Origin of the sequence: Aurantibacter sp., from assembly GCF_039941195.1 — a bacterium.
Taxonomy (GTDB): Bacteria; Bacteroidota; Bacteroidia; order Flavobacteriales; family Flavobacteriaceae; genus Aurantibacter_A.
This window is the reverse complement of sequence record NZ_JBDVFA010000071.1, coordinates 20,310-39,650: the sequence shown is the minus strand read 5'-3', so window position 1 is coordinate 39,650 and position 19,341 is coordinate 20,310. Positions and strand designations below refer to the sequence as shown.

19 protein-coding genes are annotated in these 19,341 nt (G+C 33.0%); 10 read left to right on the top strand and 9 right to left on the bottom strand.

All coding sequences use genetic code 11. The annotated features are described in order from the left end of the window. The 5 genes from ABJF52_RS12455 to ABJF52_RS12435 all read left to right on the top strand — a co-directional run bounded on the left by ABJF52_RS12455 (nt 1) and on the right by ABJF52_RS12435 (nt 7,483). Complete coding sequence (locus tag ABJF52_RS12455; RefSeq protein ID WP_348150638.1) at nt 1–2,760, top strand: DNA gyrase/topoisomerase IV subunit A; 2,760 nt, start codon at nt 1–3, stop codon at nt 2,758–2,760. A gap of 9 nt (nt 2,761–2,769) precedes the next feature. Beyond that, on the top strand, nt 2,770–3,204 hold the full coding sequence (mscL, locus tag ABJF52_RS12450; RefSeq protein WP_348150636.1) for a large conductance mechanosensitive channel protein MscL: 435 nt from the start codon (nt 2,770–2,772) through the stop codon (nt 3,202–3,204). Nucleotides 3,205–3,250: 46 nt separating this feature from the next. Continuing rightward, entirely contained in the window at nt 3,251–4,207 is a 957-nt protein-coding gene (locus tag ABJF52_RS12445; protein WP_348150633.1) for a sterol desaturase family protein, read from the top strand. Between the two features lie 253 nt (nt 4,208–4,460). Further along, the gene (locus ABJF52_RS12440; RefSeq protein ID WP_348150630.1) at nt 4,461–7,076 is read left to right on the top strand and encodes a PAS domain S-box protein; all 2,616 of its coding nucleotides are present in this window, start codon (nt 4,461–4,463) and stop codon (nt 7,074–7,076) included. Further along, on the top strand, nt 7,073–7,483 hold the full coding sequence (locus tag ABJF52_RS12435; RefSeq protein WP_348150627.1) for a response regulator: 411 nt from the start codon (nt 7,073–7,075) through the stop codon (nt 7,481–7,483). The genes ABJF52_RS12440 and ABJF52_RS12435 overlap by 4 nt, the downstream gene beginning before the upstream one ends. A 90-nt stretch (nt 7,484–7,573) precedes the next feature. Here the strand turns inward: ABJF52_RS12435 and ABJF52_RS12430 are convergent, their stop codons facing one another. Both ABJF52_RS12430 and ABJF52_RS12425 read right to left on the bottom strand, forming a co-directional pair. Then, nucleotides 7,574–8,392 carry a TerC family protein gene (locus ABJF52_RS12430; protein WP_348150625.1) on the bottom strand — a complete coding sequence of 273 codons (819 nt, stop codon included), beginning with the start codon at nt 8,390–8,392 and terminating at the stop codon, nt 7,574–7,576. A gap of 3 nt (nt 8,393–8,395) precedes the next feature. Next, nucleotides 8,396–8,773 (bottom strand): DNA topoisomerase IV, encoded by a 378-nt coding sequence (locus tag ABJF52_RS12425; protein WP_348150622.1) that lies wholly within the window; start codon nt 8,771–8,773, stop codon nt 8,396–8,398. Between the two features lie 128 nt (nt 8,774–8,901). On the opposite strand from ABJF52_RS12425, the gene ABJF52_RS12420 reads away from it, so the two are divergent. The 3 genes from ABJF52_RS12420 (at nt 8,902) to ABJF52_RS12410 (ending at nt 11,128) form a co-directional block, all read left to right on the top strand. Then, nucleotides 8,902–10,017, top strand: a complete 1,116-nt coding sequence (locus ABJF52_RS12420) for a M14 family zinc carboxypeptidase (protein ID WP_348150619.1) — start codon at nt 8,902–8,904, stop codon at nt 10,015–10,017. A 103-nt stretch (nt 10,018–10,120) separates the two neighbouring features. Continuing rightward, entirely contained in the window at nt 10,121–10,600 is a 480-nt protein-coding gene (locus ABJF52_RS12415; RefSeq protein ID WP_348150616.1) for a winged helix-turn-helix transcriptional regulator, read from the top strand. 12 nt (nt 10,601–10,612) lie between these two features. Beyond that, the gene (locus ABJF52_RS12410) at nt 10,613–11,128 is read left to right on the top strand and encodes a DinB family protein (protein WP_348150613.1); all 516 of its coding nucleotides are present in this window, start codon (nt 10,613–10,615) and stop codon (nt 11,126–11,128) included. Nucleotides 11,129–11,132: 4 nt separating this feature from the next. Here the strand turns inward: ABJF52_RS12410 and ABJF52_RS12405 are convergent, their stop codons facing one another. Then, nucleotides 11,133–11,468 (bottom strand): hypothetical protein, encoded by a 336-nt coding sequence (locus tag ABJF52_RS12405; protein WP_348150610.1) that lies wholly within the window; start codon nt 11,466–11,468, stop codon nt 11,133–11,135. A gap of 168 nt (nt 11,469–11,636) precedes the next feature. Beyond that, nucleotides 11,637–12,695, bottom strand: a complete 1,059-nt coding sequence (gene aroB / locus ABJF52_RS12400) for a 3-dehydroquinate synthase (RefSeq protein ID WP_348150680.1) — start codon at nt 12,693–12,695, stop codon at nt 11,637–11,639. 125 nt (nt 12,696–12,820) lie between these two features. Between aroB and ABJF52_RS12395 the strand changes: the two genes are divergently transcribed. Beyond that, on the top strand, nt 12,821–13,987 hold the full coding sequence (locus ABJF52_RS12395) for a proline dehydrogenase family protein (protein ID WP_348150607.1): 1,167 nt from the start codon (nt 12,821–12,823) through the stop codon (nt 13,985–13,987). Nucleotides 13,988–14,010: 23 nt separating this feature from the next. Here ABJF52_RS12395 and ABJF52_RS12390 read toward each other — a convergent pair whose 3' ends face one another. The 5 genes from ABJF52_RS12390 to ABJF52_RS12370 form a co-directional block, all read right to left on the bottom strand. Next, on the bottom strand, nt 14,011–14,388 hold the full coding sequence (locus tag ABJF52_RS12390) for a DUF4258 domain-containing protein (RefSeq protein ID WP_348150604.1): 378 nt from the start codon (nt 14,386–14,388) through the stop codon (nt 14,011–14,013). Nucleotide 14,389: 1 nt separating this feature from the next. Then, the gene (locus tag ABJF52_RS12385; RefSeq protein ID WP_348150601.1) at nt 14,390–15,589 is read right to left on the bottom strand and encodes an alanine dehydrogenase; all 1,200 of its coding nucleotides are present in this window, start codon (nt 15,587–15,589) and stop codon (nt 14,390–14,392) included. Between the two features lie 137 nt (nt 15,590–15,726). Then, nucleotides 15,727–15,852, bottom strand: a complete 126-nt coding sequence (locus ABJF52_RS12380) for a hypothetical protein (RefSeq protein WP_348150598.1) — start codon at nt 15,850–15,852, stop codon at nt 15,727–15,729. Nucleotides 15,853–16,073: 221 nt separating this feature from the next. Next, nucleotides 16,074–16,484, bottom strand: coding sequence for a tRNA (adenosine(37)-N6)-threonylcarbamoyltransferase complex ATPase subunit type 1 TsaE (tsaE, locus tag ABJF52_RS12375; RefSeq protein WP_348150595.1), 411 nt, complete (start codon nt 16,482–16,484; stop codon nt 16,074–16,076). Nucleotides 16,485–16,493: 9 nt separating this feature from the next. After that, complete coding sequence (locus ABJF52_RS12370) at nt 16,494–18,038, bottom strand: response regulator (RefSeq protein ID WP_348150592.1); 1,545 nt, start codon at nt 18,036–18,038, stop codon at nt 16,494–16,496. 35 nt (nt 18,039–18,073) lie between these two features. Between ABJF52_RS12370 and ABJF52_RS12365 the strand changes: the two genes are divergently transcribed. Continuing rightward, nucleotides 18,074–19,324 carry an HD domain-containing protein gene (locus ABJF52_RS12365; RefSeq protein WP_348150590.1) on the top strand — a complete coding sequence of 417 codons (1,251 nt, stop codon included), beginning with the start codon at nt 18,074–18,076 and terminating at the stop codon, nt 19,322–19,324. The last annotated feature ends 17 nt before the right edge of the window (nt 19,325–19,341 follow it).

Genomic DNA, 19,341 nt, shown 5'->3' with positions numbered 1-19,341 from the left:
ATGGAAGAAAATGATGAAAATTTAAATTTACCTGCTGATGAGGAGGGTAAACCTGAAGATAACCAAGATCAAAGTATTGGGGATGAGGGTAGCTCTGATGGTGATGATGGCATAGCGGTACATGATACTGAAGAAGTAGATGAGGATGAAGCGCTTACTCGTGTTACCGGAATGTACAAAGACTGGTTTCTCGACTATGCTTCGTATGTAATTTTGGAAAGGGCAGTCCCTGCTATAGAAGATGGTTTTAAGCCTGTTCAAAGACGTATAATGCATGCCTTGAAAGAGCTCGATGACGGTCGGTATAATAAAGTAGCTAACGTTGTAGGGCATACCATGCAGTATCACCCACATGGTGATGCTAGTATTGCCGATGCTATGGTTCAAATGGGTCAAAAAGACCTATTAATAGATACCCAAGGTAACTGGGGAAACATTCTCACAGGAGATAGGGCAGCAGCCTCGCGATATATTGAAGCTCGACTATCAAAATTTGCCTTAGATGTAGTTTTTAGTCCCAAAATAACAGAATGGCAGCAATCATATGATGGCCGAAAAAAAGAACCGGTAAATCTTCCGGTGATGTTTCCGTTATTATTGGCTCAAGGTGCAGAAGGTATTGCAGTAGGTTTGTCTACAAAAGTGCTACCACATAATTTTAATGAACTTATTGATGCTTCAATAAAGCATTTAAAGGGGCAACGTTTCAAACTGTTTCCAGATTTTCCAACATCAGGGATTATAGATGTTGAGAATTATAATGATGGATTAAGGGGTGGAAAAATACGTGTACGTGCGCGTATTTCCACACAAAGTAAAAATACGCTCGTCATTACCGAGATACCTTATGGCACGAATACAACTTCTTTAAAAGATTCTATTTTAAAGGCGAATGATAAAGGTAAAATCAAAATCAAAAAGATTGAAGATAATACCGCTGCTAATGTTGAAATATTAATTCATTTACCTTCTGGAATTTCTCCAGACAAAACTATAGATGCTTTATATGCGTTTACTTCGTGCGAATCTTCAATATCACCCTTAGGATGTATTATTGAAGACAACAAACCACTTTTTATTGGGGTAACTGAAATGTTGAAACGTTCTACAGATGCAACTGTAGAATTGTTGCGCCAAGAATTGGAAATTCAACTTGGAGAATTAGAAAGTCAGTGGCATGCGGCTTCATTAGAGCGGATATTTATTGAAAATAGAATTTACCGAGATATTGAAGAAGAAGAAACATGGGAAGGTGTAATTTCAGCAATTGATAAAGGATTAAAACCACATACAGAGCATTTAAAAAGACCAGTTACTGAAGAAGATATTCTACGTTTAACTGAGATAAAAATTAAGAAGATATCGAAGTTCGATATAGACAAAGCTCAAGAACATCTTGATAATCTTGAAGAAAAAATAGCAGAGGTAAAACACCACTTAGCTCATTTGATTGAGTTTGCGATAGCTTATTTCAAAAGATTAAAAGATACGTATGGAAAGGGCAGAGAACGGCTTTCTGAAATTAGAACTTTTGATAATATTGAAGCTTCTAAGGTTGTAATTCGCAATACCAAATTATATGTTAACCGTGAAGAAGGGTTTGTGGGCACATCGTTACGGAAAGATGAGTACGTAACCGATTGTAGTGACATTGATGATATAATTGTGTTTACCAAAGATGGTAAAATGATGGTCTTTAAAGTGGATTCAAAGACATTTATTGGAAAGAATATCCTCCATGTTGCTGTTTTTAAGAAGAAAGATAAGCGCACCATATATAATTTAATTTATAGAGACGGAAAAGGAGGCCCAACTTATATTAAGCGTTTTAATGTAACTAGTATTACTAGGGATAAATTATACGATGTAACTACGGGCAAACCGAGTTCTATCGTGTTCCATTTTTCAGCAAATCCGAATGGGGAAGGCGAAGTGGTCACCATTAATTTAAGACAAGTAGGTAGTGTTAAAAAGCTCAAATGGGATTTAGATTTCGCAGATGTATTAATTAAGGGTAGAGGAACTAAGGGTAATTTGGTTACCAAATACACAGTAAAAAGGGTAGAGTTAAAAGAAAAAGGACTTTCCACATTAAAGCCTCGAAAACTTTGGTTTGATGATACGGTACAGCGTTTAAACATAGACGCTCGGGGAGAATTCTTAGGAGAGTTTACCAGTGAGAATCGACTGTTAATTGTAAAACAAAGTGGAGTTGTTAAAACTGTAATTCCGGAATTGACCTTACATTTTGATGATGATATGATTATTTTGGAAAAATGGAATCCAAAAAAGCCATTATCAGCAATCTATTGGGAAGGTGATAAAGAAATATTTTATGTAAAACGATTCTTAGTTGATAATCCTGACAAGGAGGAGAACATTCTAACTGATCATCCGAAATCGTATTTAGAGAAAATATTTACGGACTATCGTCCGCAAGCAGAAATAGTATTTGGTAAAAAACGTGGACAGGATCGACAAGAAAACCTAATAGTAAATCTTGAGGAATTTATTGCAATAAAAGGAATTACTGCAATGGGTAATCAATTGACAAAGGACAAGGTTTTGGAAATTAATGGTTTAGAACCATTGCCATATGAGGTTCCTGCTGAGAAAGTAGCAGAAGAAATTGAAGTTGTTGGTGAAGAGAATGTCGACAATGGCACTGTTAAAAGTGAAGATTCTAAGAAATCTGAGACTCCAAAAAAGGAGGGAGACGATACTAATGATGAAGATGAAGGACAAACTACATTATTTTAAAAATTTGTAATGTTTAAAAATTTTATAGAGGAGTTTAAGAGTTTTGCTGTAAAAGGTAATATGGTTGATATGGCCATTGGCATTATTATAGGAGCCTCTTTTAATGCCGTTGTTAATACTCTGGTTAAGAAGATATTAATGCCACCATTGTCTTTGATAACAGAGGATGTACAATTGTCAAACAAAAAATTTGTACTTAGAGAAGGAACAGAATTAGTTGAAGAAGTTGCTATAGGCTATGGCGAACTTATTGAAGTTTTTATAGATTTTACAATTGTTGCTCTTACTATTTTTCTTTTGTTAAAAGGCATAAATAAATTTAGAAGCAAAGCAGAAAATCCTGAAGATCCTGAGGTGGAGACACCAAAAAATATTGCGCTTTTGTCAAATATTGAAAAATTATTAATAGAGCAAAACAAGCTTCTGAGAAAGGAGAATAAATAAATTATCGAGTGAGTATTAATAATTACCTTTGCAGAAAGTTGTTTAAATGGATTTAACAAACCCCCTTATTTACGGAGTACCCTGTTTCATAGCACTAATTTTATTGGAAATTACATATAGTCACACCCATGGTGATGAAGATTTATATGTTTGGAAAGACTTAATGGCGAGTGGTGCTATGGGTATTGGATCTGCAATCCTAGGCCCATTAATAAAACTTACCGTATTAATTGTAGTTTTTAATTTTGCTTATGAATTGTTTAATCCCATGGTAGATGGGGTTCGAATGAATATTATGGGATATAAATCATTCGGATATGAATGGTATATATTTTTACTTTGTCAGCTTGCAGATGATTTTACTTACTATTGGTTTCATAGGGCCAATCATGAAATTCGAGTTTTATGGGCAGCGCACATCGTGCATCATTCATCCGATCATTTTAATTTAGGAACTGCTATTAGAAATGGTTGGTTTACATTATTATACAAACCGTTCTTTTATATGTGGATGCCAGCTGTAGGCTTTCCTGTTGAAGTAGTGATATTTGCTTTGGCCATAGAATCTTTTTGGCAATTTCAATTGCATTCGAAGTATGTACCGAAAATGGGATGGATAGAAAAAATATTCAATACGCATACGATGCATCAGGTGCATCACTCACAAAATGTTGAATATTTAGACAAAAATCATGGAGGGTTTTTAAACATTTTTGATAAGATTTTTGGTACTTGGAAAGAACTAGATGACGATATTGAAGTTAAATTCGGTGTAATTCATGCACCGGAATCATACAATCCAATAGTAATATTAACTCATGAGTATAAGGATATTTGGAATGATATGAAAAAGTCGCCAAAGATTTGGCATAAGTTAATGTACATTTTTGGTCCTCCAGGTTGGAGTCATGATGGAAGTACAATGACGGTTAGACAACAACAACGCTTGTTTAAAAAACAAAAAACACAGAATCCGGAAGTAGCTTTCGAAAGACCCAATTAAGAGAATTCACGGTTATCTACTGATTATTAAGAAGAAAGAACTTACAAATATATGGCCTACCAATTGGTAGGCTTTTTTTTTTGTTATAGTTTTAAAAAAAACTAAATACATTTTTACTAGTATATAGAACTATGTTTGGCGTTAGATAATTATTGAATTCATCTACTGTACAGAATTTTATATAAATTTAATTTCCTTGAATTTGTCCATATTTAGGAGCTTAGTTTAAAAATGCATAAATAATATACCGCGAATGCCAGGCAAATTAAAATCCGACATTACAGCCATTATGGCAATAAATAAGGAAGGAATCATATATCAGTTTAATGAAGGAGCTGAAATCTTATTAGGCTATTCTGCAACGGATTTAATTGGTAAGAAAAAGACTAATTTTTTTCTAGTTAAGGAAGAATATCAAAAATTTCAAGAAGATATCGCTGCTAGGTATAAAATTAAAGATGCCAGTTTTGATGCATATGAAGTACTAGCTGAAAATAATGATTATGATGCGCGCGAATGGACCGTTACTCGAAAAGATGGTTCAACTTTTATTGCACATTCAACATTAACTCCATTAAAAACAGATTCAGGGGAGTGTATTGGTTTTATGCGGATTCTGAAAAATGTTGATCATCAAAAAATAATTGAAAAAAACCTTTTATTAAAAAATGAAATATTAAATGAAGCTGAAAAGCTCACAAAAATGGGGCATTGGCAATGGAACACAGTAATTAATCATGTTACATGGTCTAGAAACTTGTTTGATGTAGTTGAAATCGAACCTAGGGAAAATTTAGATTTTGATTTTTATTTTAGCTTCGTACATCCCGATGATAAAGAGATTGTTAGTGCATCATTTGATAAATCAATAAACGATAAAAAGTTTTACGATCTTTTACATCGTATTGTAACTGCAAAAGGAAAGACGAAGACTATTCAATTACTTGGTGAGGTTATTTCAGATGAATCTGGGAACGTAGTGGAGCTAATAGGTACTTGCCAAGATGTTACGCAACAGCGAATGGCAGAGATTAAGTTTAAGGGTCTTTTAGAGTCTGCACCAGATGCCATGGTAATTGTAAATGATAAGGAAATAATTCAACTTGTAAATAAACAAGCTGTAAAGTTATTTGGCTATTCATCTGAAGAACTTATTGGTAAAAAAGTTGATTTGTTAATTCCAGACAAATATAAACCTGAGAAGGTAAAAGATCTTGACGAGTTTTTTAACAAAGCTATGCCAAGAAAAATGAATAATGATAAAGAAGTATATGGTCTTCATAAAAATGGAAAGGAAATACCATTACAAATAAATTTAAGTCCGCTAAAAACAGAAGATGGTATACTAGTTTATGCCGCAATCAGAGATATTACACTACAAAAAAAGATAGAAACCGACCTTTTACGTAAAAATCATATTTTAAATAAAGCCGAACAATTAACAAGTATAGGTAGTTGGATATGGAATACCGTTAACAGTGATGTTACCTTTTCAAATAATTTGTACCGTATTTTTGAAATTGATAGAAGTGAAGTGCTAAATTTTGATTCGTATTTAAACTGTGTTCATCCTGAAGACAAAGAAATGGTAGATGTTTCTATTGCTAAGTCTATTGAAGATAATCTTTTTCACGATTTACTCCATAGAATTGTAACTACTAATGGTGTAACTAAAATGGTTCAAATATTTGGAGAGGTGATTTCAGATAATGATGGTCAGGTTATTGAATTCATGGGTACTTGTCAGGACGTTACGCAACAACGTATGGCAGAAATAAAATTTAGAGGCTTGCTCGAATCTGCACCAGATGCAATGGTAATTGTTAATGATGATGGTAATATACAGTTAATAAATAAACAAGCGGAAAAGTTGTTTGGTTATTCCCCTGAAGAATTATTTAATAAAGCTGTAGATATATTAATACCTGACACTTATTCATTTAAGAATAATGAACATCGAAAGATGCTTTATAACACCCCCAAGACCAGAAAGATGGGAGATGGTCGAGAATTATATGGAATAAACAAAAAGGGTAAGAAAATACCAATACAAATAAGCCTTAGCCCATTAAAAACAGAAGAAGGTTTATTGCTTTCTGCCGCTATAAGAGATATTACGATTCAAAAAAAGGCTGAAAAGAAAATTTTAGAAGCAAAGGAAGGTTTAGAAATACTGGCCAATAAACTAACTTTTCAAAACACACAATTAGCTGATTTTGCACATATAACATCTCATAATTTAAGGGCGCCAGTAAGTAATTTAAATACCCTAATAGAATTTTATAAGACTTCTGCTACGGAAGAGGAAAGAGGCATCTTATTTGATAAAATTGAAATTGTAATAAATCATTTAACAGATACGCTAAATACATTAATTCAAGCATTAAAAACTAAAAGTGAAACCACTGTTGAAATAGAGACTCTTGAATTTTCTGAATTTTTAAACAAGACCAAAGAAATTCTTACTGGTCAAATTTTAGATACAGAAGCTAAAATAACAGGGGATTTTAAAAAATATCCAAATATTAATTACAATCGAGTTTATTTAGAAAGTATTTTCCTTAATTTACTGAGCAATTCCATAAAGTATAAATCTGATGTTAGAAAGCCAGAAATTAGCGTGCAATCGGTGGTAGAAGATGGCTTACTAAAACTTAAGTTTAAGGACAATGGACTTGGGATAAATTTAGACCGACATGGCAGTAAAATATTTGGATTAAATAAGGTTTTTCATAGACATCCAGATGCCAAAGGAGTTGGTTTATTTATGACTAAAGTGCAAATTGAATCAATGGGAGGGGAAATAACCGTTGAAAGTGAAGTAAATGTAGGAACCACTTTCAGTATTAATTTTAATGAAGGAATATGAGTAAAAAATTAAACTTTTGTATTGTAGATGATGACGATATTTATCAATTTACCATAAAAAAAACAATTAAATCTTTAAACCTTGCAGAGAACATACGTGCATTTTATGATGGCGAAGAGGCATTGAATTTTATGATAGAGAATCTCAATAATGATAATGAGCTTCCCGATATTATTTTACTTGATATTAATATGCCTATTATGGACGGTTTTCAGTTTATGGAAGAATATATTAAGATTATGCCTAGTCTAGGTAAAAAAATAACCATATACATGGTTTCGTCCTCTGTAGATCCAGCTGATGTGGAAAGAGCAAATAAGATTAGCGAAATTTCTGATTATATTATAAAACCTGTTGAACCAAGCCAATTAGAATCTATTACTGATAAGTTAATTAAAGGGATATAGATTGGACTAATTCTTATTAAAGTTCCAAAATTGCTATTTAAACGTAGCATGGTTATGATAGGGTAGTTGTAACAACAAGAATTAAATTTTTTACACTTCAGAAGATATTTCTTTAATCTCAGATTTCGTATTTTTTTTCATTCTTAAATCCAAGAATTCCACCAATAAAGAAAATGCAATTGCGAAATATAAATATCCTTTTGGTATAGTTCCAACTTCATTGCCAAAGACAATTACATGTCCGATATGAGCCGCTTCTGCTATAAGCATAAACCCTATTAAAATTAGGAAAGAAAGGCCTAATATTTGAATAGAAGGATGTTTGTTTACAAAGTTTCCAACAGGGTTAGCAAATAACATCATAATAACGACAGAGATAACTACTGCAATAATCATCAACACAAGGGCATCATTCGGATTTGGTGAAATACCATTTGTCATTCCTATCGCCGTTAAAATTGAATCAAAAGAGAATACAATGTTAATCATGGTGATTTGAACGATAGCCTTAGTTAAAGAAGTAGACCTAGATTTTTTCACTTCAACTTCATCGTGTCCTTTATGTTCTACCTTTTCATGAATTTCACGTGTACTTTTATAAAGTAGAAATAGTCCTCCTAAAAACAAAATAATCGCTTGCCCACTAATTCCACCTGAAATCCAAGATTCGTTAAATACCCAGAATGGTTTTTTCATTGCAGTAAGCCATGTAATCCCAAATAAAAGCAATATTCGCATTGCCATAGCCAATATAAGGCCAATATTAGTTGCTTTTTTTCTGTGGGTAGGCTCTAATTTGCCAGCAGCTATTGAGATAAATATAATATTATCAATACCAAGAACAATCTCCAAGAAAGTTAGTGTTATCAGTGCAATCCACCCATCTGGGTTGGCAAAAATTTCAAACATGATTTAATCGGTTTTGATGGCGGTTCCTTTCGATTTGGTTTTGGTATTACCAACAATGTTAAATTCAAATGTATAAGAATTATCTGTGGTTGTCAATATTTTAATATGAACCGGTTTTTCTTCAGCCATACTTTTAGGGTTTATTTTTTTTACGATGTATTCACAATCATTTACCCAGCGTACTGTGGAACTATCAATTTTACCTTCATAGTACTCAATGCTAAGATCATTTTCGCGTGTAAAGACCCCTGTCTTAGCAACACTATCTACCATATAGTCAAACGTGAATTTACCATTTTTAAAATCTTTACAATTTCTTTCAGGTTGATAACATGAGGTTAACAACAACAAGAATAATATGCTAAGTGTATATCGAATCATTGGGTAAAAATAACCAAAATAGACACTATAGTTTAACTTGGAATTGTAAAAAGTATATATTGCTCACAAATTAGAATTGTTATGTAACTAGATTTAAAAGTACATTTGTGCTATCTAGTACAATGCACATGATTAATAAGATTAACTACAAACAGATTAAAGTTTCCAGTGTATCTGGAAGATATATAACAAATGAGTCAATTGATGATTTTTTATCGAATTTAAATGAGTCTTTTATTGTAGAAACTATAGGCAAATCAGTACAACAAAGACCTATAAAAAGTGTAACGGTAGGTAATGGATCACGTCGAATTTTTATGTGGTCTCAAATGCACGGAAATGAATCTACAACTACCAAAGCTGTATTAGATGTATTGAATTTTCTTAGTACTAATCAGCAAGATAGTAGGGATTTATTAAATAATTGCACTTTAAAAATAATTCCAATACTCAGTCCGGATGGAGCTGCAGCATATACAAGAGTTAATGCCAACCAAGTTGATTTAAATAGAGATGCACAAGATTTAACGCAACCAGAAAGCATTGTCTTACATGAAACATTTAAATCGTTTAATCCTCATTTTGCTTTTAATTTACATGGTCAGCGCACTTTTTATAATGTAGGTGAAACTGATAAATCTGCAACAGTTTCGTTTCTATCACCATCGGTAGATGCAGAAAGAAACATTACAACTCCTCGAAAAATAGCTATGCAATTGATTGTTGCTATGAATAAGATATTACAAAAAGATATTCCTGATGGCGTAGGCCGATATGATGATGGTTTTAATCTTAACTGCGTGGGTGATACCTTTCAAAGTTTAAATTGTCCAACTATTTTATTTGAAGCAGGTCATTTTCAGAATGATTACGATAGAGAAGTGGTTCGACAATTTATTTTTAATTCATTAATTACTTCGATTGCAACCATCAGTACAGATACTATTTCTGCATATAATTATGAAGACTATTTTAATATTCCTGAAAACGGAAAGCAGTTTTATGATATAATTATTAAAAATGCACATTTATTTAAGGCCACTATAAAAGCGAAAGATGCTGTGGCCCTGCAATTTGTTGAGTGTTTGGAGGAAAACAAAGTACTATTTAATCCAAAGATTGAGAAAATTGGTGAGCTAACCGAATACTACGGGCATAAGGTATATGATTGCGCAATTGAAAGCCAACTATCTGAATTAAAGGGACAAAGGGAGCTTTGTAAAATACTTAACAATAATTTATAATTAAATTAAGAATTGTTCGATTTGTTACGTTATAAATAGAAATTTCATCAAATAATTAAATATTATTTCATTATTACTTACTTTTGCAAAAAATAATTCGATTATGGCCAAAGTAAAATTGGACGAAATAGACCACCAGATTCTGGATATGTTGATTGACAATACTAGAACCCCCTTTACAGATATTGCTAAAAAACTTTTGATTTCCGCAGGTACAGTTCATGTACGTGTTAAGAAAATGGAAGAAGCTGGTATCATAAGAGGATCCTCCTTAACCCTAGATTATATTAAGCTAGGATATGCATTTATTGCATACGTTGGAATTTTCTTAGAGAAAACACATCAGACTAAATTTGTATTAGAGCGATTAGATCAAATTCCATATGTAACTGTTGCGCACATTACAACTGGTAAGTTCAATATCTTTTGTAAGATTAGAGCAAAAGATACGAATCATGCTAAAAACATCATTTTCAAAATTGATGATATTGATGGTATAAGTCGTACCGAGACCATGATTTCATTAGAAGAAAGCATAAACGATAAAAAACGTTTGATGCATACTATTTTTAATGAGTTATAAGGTAAAAAGTGTATGAGGAAGTCTGAATTGAAGGTTGGGGATTACAATTCTTTTTTTCAGACTTACTTAAATACTTTGGGTGATGTATCGCTAATGGATATGCACCAGAAACAGTTGCAGAATTTCCCTCAATTTATGGAGAGTATTCCTGATGCAAAGCTCCATTATGCCTATGATGATGGTAAATGGACTTTAGCCGAAGTATTATTACATATAATTGATACGGAAAGAGTATTTCAATATAGGGCTTTACGTTTTTCTAGAGGCGATAAAACACCTTTGCCTGGTTTTGAGCAAGATGATTACGTGCCGAATTCATTTGCAAACCGCAGATCAAAAGAAAGCTTAATCGAAGAATATAAGATTGTACGAAAAGCTACAATTTCTCTTTTCACAAATTTTGATAGAAATATATTAGAAACCAAGGGGATAACAAATAACGCTGAATTGAGTGTTGCCGCTATTGGCTTCATAATTTCAGGGCATCAGAAACACCATAGAAATATAATAAGAGAAAGATATCTATAGAAACTTATTCTACATCTGTTTCCTCTTCAGTATCGTTTTCTTGGCTTTGTTCAAATTCCATATCCGCTGATTCTACTTCTTCTAAAATTCTTGAAGAACTAGCATCTAATTCTCTTTCAATAGTATCATCGAAAGTTGCAATAAAATTAGCAAGACTTTTACTGATTTTAACCAAATAGAAAGTGTCATCGGTTTGTAATTCTACGGCTTGTACGTATTCACCACTAGCATTTTGAAAAGTGATTATATCATCATCACCGTACCCATCAGGGTAAGTTTCAATTAATAAGGCTGCTAATTGATGGTCAAGCTTCTTGTAATCAATAAGTTTACGTAACATAATAGGTTTTTTAATTCTGATTGCTCAGGTTATTTAATATGTAAAATTTGGGCAATAAGTAACAAGACAATATTAAAAAGTCATGCGCTTCTTATTGAAAACTAAACTATGCATTTTTAGCATTCGTTTTAGTAAAGAGTTGTCAAAGTCTAATTTTAGTATATGAAATTAGAGATGTTTGTAGTAAGAAAATGCTTCAATAAATAATTCCGAATCAATTTTAACATCAATCTGAGTATCACCAATAGTTTTAAGTAGTACAAAATTGATGTTTCCGTGAGAATTCTTTTTATCATATTTCAGTAATGACAAAATAATTTCGATATCATTATCGGTAAAGCTAACCTTCTTATAACGAGATAAAAAGGTTTCTGAAATGTCTTTTAGTGAAGATTGTGTTAATCCGGTTACTACAGTAGATAAATAGGCTTCCAAAATCATACCAATAGCAATGGCTTCACCATGTAACAGCGTTTCTTTATCTTCATCTTCAAGAAAATGAGATTCTATAGCATGGCCTAATGTATGCCCATAGTTAAGGGTTTTTCTTCGATTTTGCTCCGTTGGGTCTTCTAAAACCACTTCATTTTTAATTAGCACAGAATCATGGATAAGCTTATCTAAATTCTCAAAATCTGATACTCGTTTTAATTCCTGCCAATACGCTTCACTCTCTATCAATCCGTGTTTTAGCATTTCAGCAAAACCACTATGCAATTGGCGTTCTTCTAAGGTTTTAAGAAAATTCGGTACTACTAAAACCATTTGTGGTTGGTTGATAACACCAATTTGATTTTTTAAGACACCTAAATCCACACCAGTTTTTCCACCAACAGAGGCATCCACCATGGCAAGTAAGGTAGTAGGAATATTGATGAAGTTTATACCTCTTTTAAACGTGGAAGCTACAAATCCTCCTAAATCGGTTAAAACGCCACCACCGAGGTTAATTAATAAGCTCTTGCGATCTGCATTTAAATTACTTAAGTCATTCCAAACTTTTACACACGTTTCAATATTCTTATGTATTTCACCAGAAGTAATTTGTAAAAGAATAAACTCAAAATTCACCATATTCTTAAAAATTGGCAAACAATGGATTTTAGTATTCTCATCAACAAGTACAAATATTTTTGAATACGAGTTTATAGAAATATGATTAAGTAGCTCAGTAAAAGCCTGTTCATTAAAATGTACTGCCGAAGAATCGGTAACAATAGACTCCATCATTATTAACTTTAAAGTAGTTGCAAGAATATTTATTCTAGATAAGACTGCAAAATAAAGGTAAATAATTAGCAAAAGAATATATTTTCTGTCTTTATCTTTATGGCTTGAAAAAAACAATATAAATGGACCAAATTTTTGAGGATACAGCAACCGCTTTTGCGCTTAAATCTGATTCTGAACTTGAACGTGCTTATTTCCTTTTTAAGATGATCGCCAATGAGCCCTTAGTAAAAATGGGAACGTTGATGACTAATTTTGCAATTAAAGCACATTTACCCGTGGAAGGCTTAATAAGAGCCACAGTTTTTGATCATTTCTGCGGTGGAGTAAGTGAAGATGATTGCTTGCCTGTAGTTGACAAATTGTGGTCTAAAGGCGTGCATTCTGTTTTAGATTATTCGATAGAAGGTAAAGATACCGAAGACCCACTCGATAATGCATTACATACAATTTTAAAAATAATCGATTTTGTAAAAGAGAAAGAAGCAATTCCTTTTGCGGTATTTAAACCAAGTGCTTATGGAAGGTTTTCTTTATTTAAGAAGGTTAATTTAAAAGAAAAACTTACTGCGGATGAAGAAATAGAATGGAAGCGTGTCGTTGCACGTTTAGACAAAACTTGTAAGAAAGCCTATGACTTGGACGTTCGGTTGTTGATTGATGCCGAAGAAAGCTGGATTCAAGATGCTGCCGATGATTTAATCGAAAGCATGATGATGAAATACAATAAGGAAAGGGCTATAGTTTTCAATACATTACAAATGTATCGTTGGGATAGATTAGAGTATCTTAGTGCGCTTCACGAAAGAGCTAAAGCAGTTAATTTTAAAATTGGAATTAAGGTTGTTCGCGGCGCCTATATGGAAAAGGAGCGTGAACGAGCTGAGAGAAAGGGATATAAGAGCCCTATTTGCAAAGACAAAATTACTACAGACGAAAATTTTGATGCAGCTATAGCCTACAGTATTGATAATTTAGATGACATTTCAATATTTGCTGGCACCCATAACGAGGAGAGTTGTTATAGATTAATGCAGTTAATGGAAGAAAATGGAATAGATAAACAAGATGATCACATTGTTTTTGGTCAATTGTTTGGAATGAGTGATCATATTTCTTTTAATCTTTCACATGCTGGATATAACGTAGCCAAATACCTTCCATTTGGTCCTGTTAGAGATGTTATGCCTTATTTAATTCGTCGTGCAGAAGAAAATACTTCCGTTGCTGGGCAAACAACTCGAGAGTTATCTTTGTTGAAAAAAGAACGAAAACGTAGAAAAATATAAGATTTGAATAGGAGGCAGGTGAACTATTCTATTGATTCAATTACAATTTTAGTATTACAATTTTTTACGGTCAATGTTTTCAGTACCCCATCCACATCCTTTTCAATCAGGTATATTTTACAAGGTTTTGCATGCGTATCACTCTTGCTAAAATTAATTTCACCTTCCTTAAAAAATTGCTTTACCTGTATGGTGTCCAATTGGTTATACGCAATCATTTGAGCTAATTCATCAGAATAATTAACCGATTTAGACCGCATATCTTTTAAAGCCCTACAATTTGGGAAATAACAGAAGGACACTCCTGTTTCATCTGCTTTTTTTCTTAAGAATATTGATAGGAATACCAATCCAATTGATAATCCGAAGAGGTAAAACCCCAAACGTTTTATAAATGCCATTTTAGAAAATCAAGAAATTGATATCATTATATTTAAGATCGTACCAGTCACCAACGGCTTTACTCGTTAAAATACCATGGTACATATAAAGTCCGTTTCTGAGACCTTTATCAAATCGAAGTGAATTTTCCAATCCGCCTTCTTCACCAAGTTTTAGCAAATATGGTGTAAATATATTACTAATTGATATTGAAGCTGTTTTAGGATACCGCGATGGAATATTGGGCACTGCATAATGCACTACACCAAATTTTTCAATTGTAGGTTTGCTGTGAGAGGTAACTTCGCTAGTTTCAAAGCAGCCACCCATATCAATACTAACATCAATAATTACCGCACCTTTTTTCATGTTTTCAACCATAGTGCTCGAAACAACTACAGGAGAGCGATCATGACCTCGAATGGCACCAATAGCTACATCACAACGTTTTAAAGCCTTCATTAGGTTTTTTGGTTGTAAAGTAGATGTGTAAACTGTTTGTTTTAAATTGGTTTGAATCTGTCTTAATTTGGTAATAGAATTGTCAAAAACCTTGACATTAGCTCCTAAACCTAATGCGGACCGTGAAGCAAATTCACCAACCGTACCAGCTCCAATAATAACCACTTCAACAGGAGGCACGCCACTTATATTACCAAACATAAGTCCGTTACCTTTATTGGTTGTTGCCATTAATTCAGCAGCAATTAATACGGATGAAATACCCGCTATTTCACTAAGAGATCGCACAGCAGGAAATTTTCCGTCTACATCGCGTATATATTCAAAAGCAATAGCAGTAATTCGTTTTTTAGCCAATTCCTCAAAATATTCTTTACACTGCGTTTTAATCTGTAATGCAGAAATTACAATAGCTTGCGGGTTCAACATTGCTATTTCAGCAATAGAAGGGGGTTCAACCTTTAAAATGAGTGGACAAGAAAATACCTTTTTAGTATCCGTTGATATTTCGGCACCAGCTTCTGTATAATCTTTATTTGAGAAATTAGCCCCTTCACCGGCACCTTTTTCAATTAACACGCGATGTCCATTGCTGGTAATTGCGTTTACTGCATCGGGAGTAAGACAAATACGACGTTCTTTATTCGGATTTTCTTTAGGAATGCCAATAAATAATTCTCCTTTTTGCTTTAAAACTTCAAGCATTTCTTCTTGTGGAAGCAGTTGATACTTGCTAAAAGGCGAGCTAGGTTGGTTCATAATTACATTTTACAGTGCAATAGAACGGCACTGTAACAAATTTACAATAATAAATGAAAAGTATAATAGGATGAAAATTAGAATCGCACACATAGCGATGAGAACCTACTATTCCTCCGTTTCAGTTTAGAAAGATATTATTCTAATTCATCATTTTCTATGTCGTCCTCATAAATATCATCTCCTTTAGACGATGTATTGGGTTCACAAGAAACAGCTAGCAGCGTAAAAGTTGCGATTAAGGTAAAAATGATATTTTTCATTTCGATAAAAAATTCTCTTAGCCAAAAAAAGGTAAAGAATTGAAGATTTAGATAGAGTTCACGTTCCCAACAAAAATACGTAAAAAGTGATTTATTTGACTATTTGACGACAAAATATGCCATTCAACGATAAAATGGCCATTAGCCATCAACAAATAGAACATAGCTAAAAGGCAATATTATAGGCCCATCGCTTTTGTTTTTTGATTCATGAATCTTGACTAATTTAGCTCCAATCTTCTCGTGACTGGATCAATAATATCGATGGATATATTACTTGCCTTTTTTGGTAAGAACGATTGAATTTTGTCTGGCCATTCTATAAAAACCCAAACATCTTGATTTAAATAATCTTCTAGGCCTAAGTCTAATGCTTCGGTCTCATCTTCCAATCGATAAAAATCGAAATGATACCCCAAGAGTTCACCATCTTCTTTGTGATATTCATTTACAATTCCAAAAGTAGGACTATTGGCAACTGAACCACCGCCGAGTTCTTCAACCAAGGCTTTTATTAGAGTGGTTTTGCCAGCACCCATATCTGCATGAAAACAAAGTGTTTTAAAAGCGGCATTTTGAATGATGCCTTGAGCGACACTATTTATTTGGTCTAACGAATATAAAAGTTGCATTGTAAGTGTTTATTTAGGCTCCAAAACTACAAAAGGTATAATCATTTCCTCTAAAGAAACCCCACCATGTTGATAGGTATTTCTATAATAACTTACATAATGATTGTAGTTATTAGGATACGCAAAAAACAAATCGTTTTTGGCAAAAATATAAGAGCTACTCATATTTATACTGGGTAAATGAATAGCTTTAGGATCACGTGCTGCCAGTACATCTTTGTCTTCATACGTTAAACTACGTCCTGTTTTGTATCGTAAATTAAGACTGGTGTCTTTATCACCAATAACTTTTGAAGGTTGCTTTACATTAATAGTACCGTGATCAGTAGTAATAATCAATTTCATTCCAAGCTGTTGCGCTTGCTGTATAATTTCAAGCAATGGTGAATTTTTAAACCAACTTAAGGTAAGTGAACGATAGGCTTTATCATTAGAGGCAAGTTCTTTAATAACTTCCATTTCGGTTTTTGAATGTGAAAGCATATCTACAAAATTGTAAACAATAGCTGTTAAATCATTATCTTTTTGCGATCTAAAATTTTGTGATAATTGCTTGCCTTGTTTTAGGCTAGTAATTTTGTGGTATTCCCATTTTAGATTTAAACCTAGTCGGTCTATTTGTGAGCCTAAAAATTCTGCTTCAAATAAATTTTTCCCGCCTTCATCAGTGTCATTTTTCCACCAATTAGGATACTTTTTTTCCATATCCAAGGGTGTCAAACCAGAAAATATAGCATTTCTTGCATACTGGGTAGCGGTCGGTAAAATACTGTAGTAAGAAGTTTCTTTGTTCTTTTTGTAAAAGTTGGTTACCGTATCTTCAAAAGCGAACCACTGGTCATATCGTAAATTATCTACTACAATTAAAAGAGTAGGCGTGTTTTTAAGCTCAGGAGCAATCCATTCCTTAAAAAGTGTATGAGACATTACTGGGCCATCATGTCCCTCAAACCAATCCGCATAATTTCTATCTACATATTTGCCGAATTGGGCATTAGCTTCAACTTTTTGTGATTCTAAAATTTCGAACATGCCACTATCTTCAATCTCTTCTAACTGCAGCTCCCAATAAATTAGTTTTTTATACAATTGTGCCCACTCCTCATAACTATTTACCATGGAAAGGTCCATTGCAATTTTCCGAAATTCCTGCTGGTAGTTCGAAGTGGTTTTTTCAGAAACTAATCTTGAATGGTCTAAATTCTTTTTTAAGGATAACAATATCTGATTTGGATTAACAGGCTTAATTAAATAATCAGCAATTTTAGAACCAATGGCATCTTCCATAATGGATTCTTCTTCATTCTTGGTAATCATTACCACAGGTATGGAAGCATCCATTAATTTAATCTCACTTAAAGTCTCTAAGCCTGAAATGCCAGGCATGTTTTCATCCAAGAAAACGATGTCAACTTTGTTTTCTTGAAGTAGTTCAAGAGCTTCTTGTCCGCTAGGGCAAGTAATACATTCGTAATTTTTACCTTCTAAAAAAAGAATATGTGGCTTCAACAGGTCTATTTCATCATCGACCCAAAGTATAGTAATCTTGTTCATTTAGTAAGTATCTTTGCTCTATTAAAGCAATTATTTTGTCGCAAATAAACACCCTTAATTCCGCACCCTCAGGTGGGCAAGTATTTAATGATCCAATTTACGGATTTATTCGAATACCTAATGATTTGATTTATCAGTTGATAGAAGACCCATATTTTCAACGTTTGCGTAGAATTTCGCAAATGGGGTTATCATATTTAGTATTTCCTGGAGCTCATCATACAAGATTTCATCATGCTTTGGGTTGTTTGTATTTAATGCAAAATACCATACAAGCCCTTCGTTACAAGCAAGTTGTAATTACAGAAGATGAAGAAACAGGTTTGCTATGTGCTATTTTATTACATGATATTGGTCATGGACCTTTTTCCCACGCCATGGAACATAGTATTGTTGAAGGAATTAGTCATGAGCATATTTCGTTGCTTTTTATGGAAAAACTCAATAAACGGTTTAACGGAAGTTTAACTACAGCTATTGAAATATTCAAAAAGGAACATCCAAAAGCATTTTTAAATCAACTTGTATCCAGTCAGTTGGATATTGATAGACTTGATTATTTAAAGCGTGACAGTTTTTATACTGGAGTTGCAGAAGGAAATATTAATGCCGAACGTTTAATAACTATGTTCAACGTTGTAGATGGCAATTTAGTGGTTGAAGAAAAAGGAATTTATTCTGTAGAGAAATTTCTAATGGCGCGTCGATTTATGTATTGGCAAGTCTATTTACATAAAACATCATTAGCAGCTGAGCAATTATTAATTCGTGTGTTTAAAAGGGCCAAAGAGTTAATAAAATCTGGACATTCTTTGAATTGCAGCACTGCTTTGAGCTTCTTTTTAAATAATTCTATTGGCAGAAAAGATTTCGATTCTGAGGTTTTGGAACAGTTTGCACTTTTGGATGATGTAGATATAATTGCAGCTATTAAAGAGTGGCGTACTCATAAAGATTTTGTGCTATCTGAGCTTTGTAATATTATTATAGACCGTAAGCTACTAAAGGTGACTATTTCTGAAAAACCTCAATTAAAAGGAGTTATAGATAAAAAACTAACAGATTTTGCGAGCGCCAATAATCTAACAAAAAATGAAGCAGCTTATTTTGTGTTCGAAGGAAAAGTAAGCAATCAGGCATACGATTTAAAAGAAGAAAGAATTACAATTTCAAAGAAGCAAGGAACTATTTCTGATGTAAGTAAAACATTGGATAAGATGAGTTTAAATGCGTTGTCAAAATCTATTGTCAAATATTATTTTTGTTACCCTAAGGTTCAAAAGTAAAGTTGTAAAGCAATTCT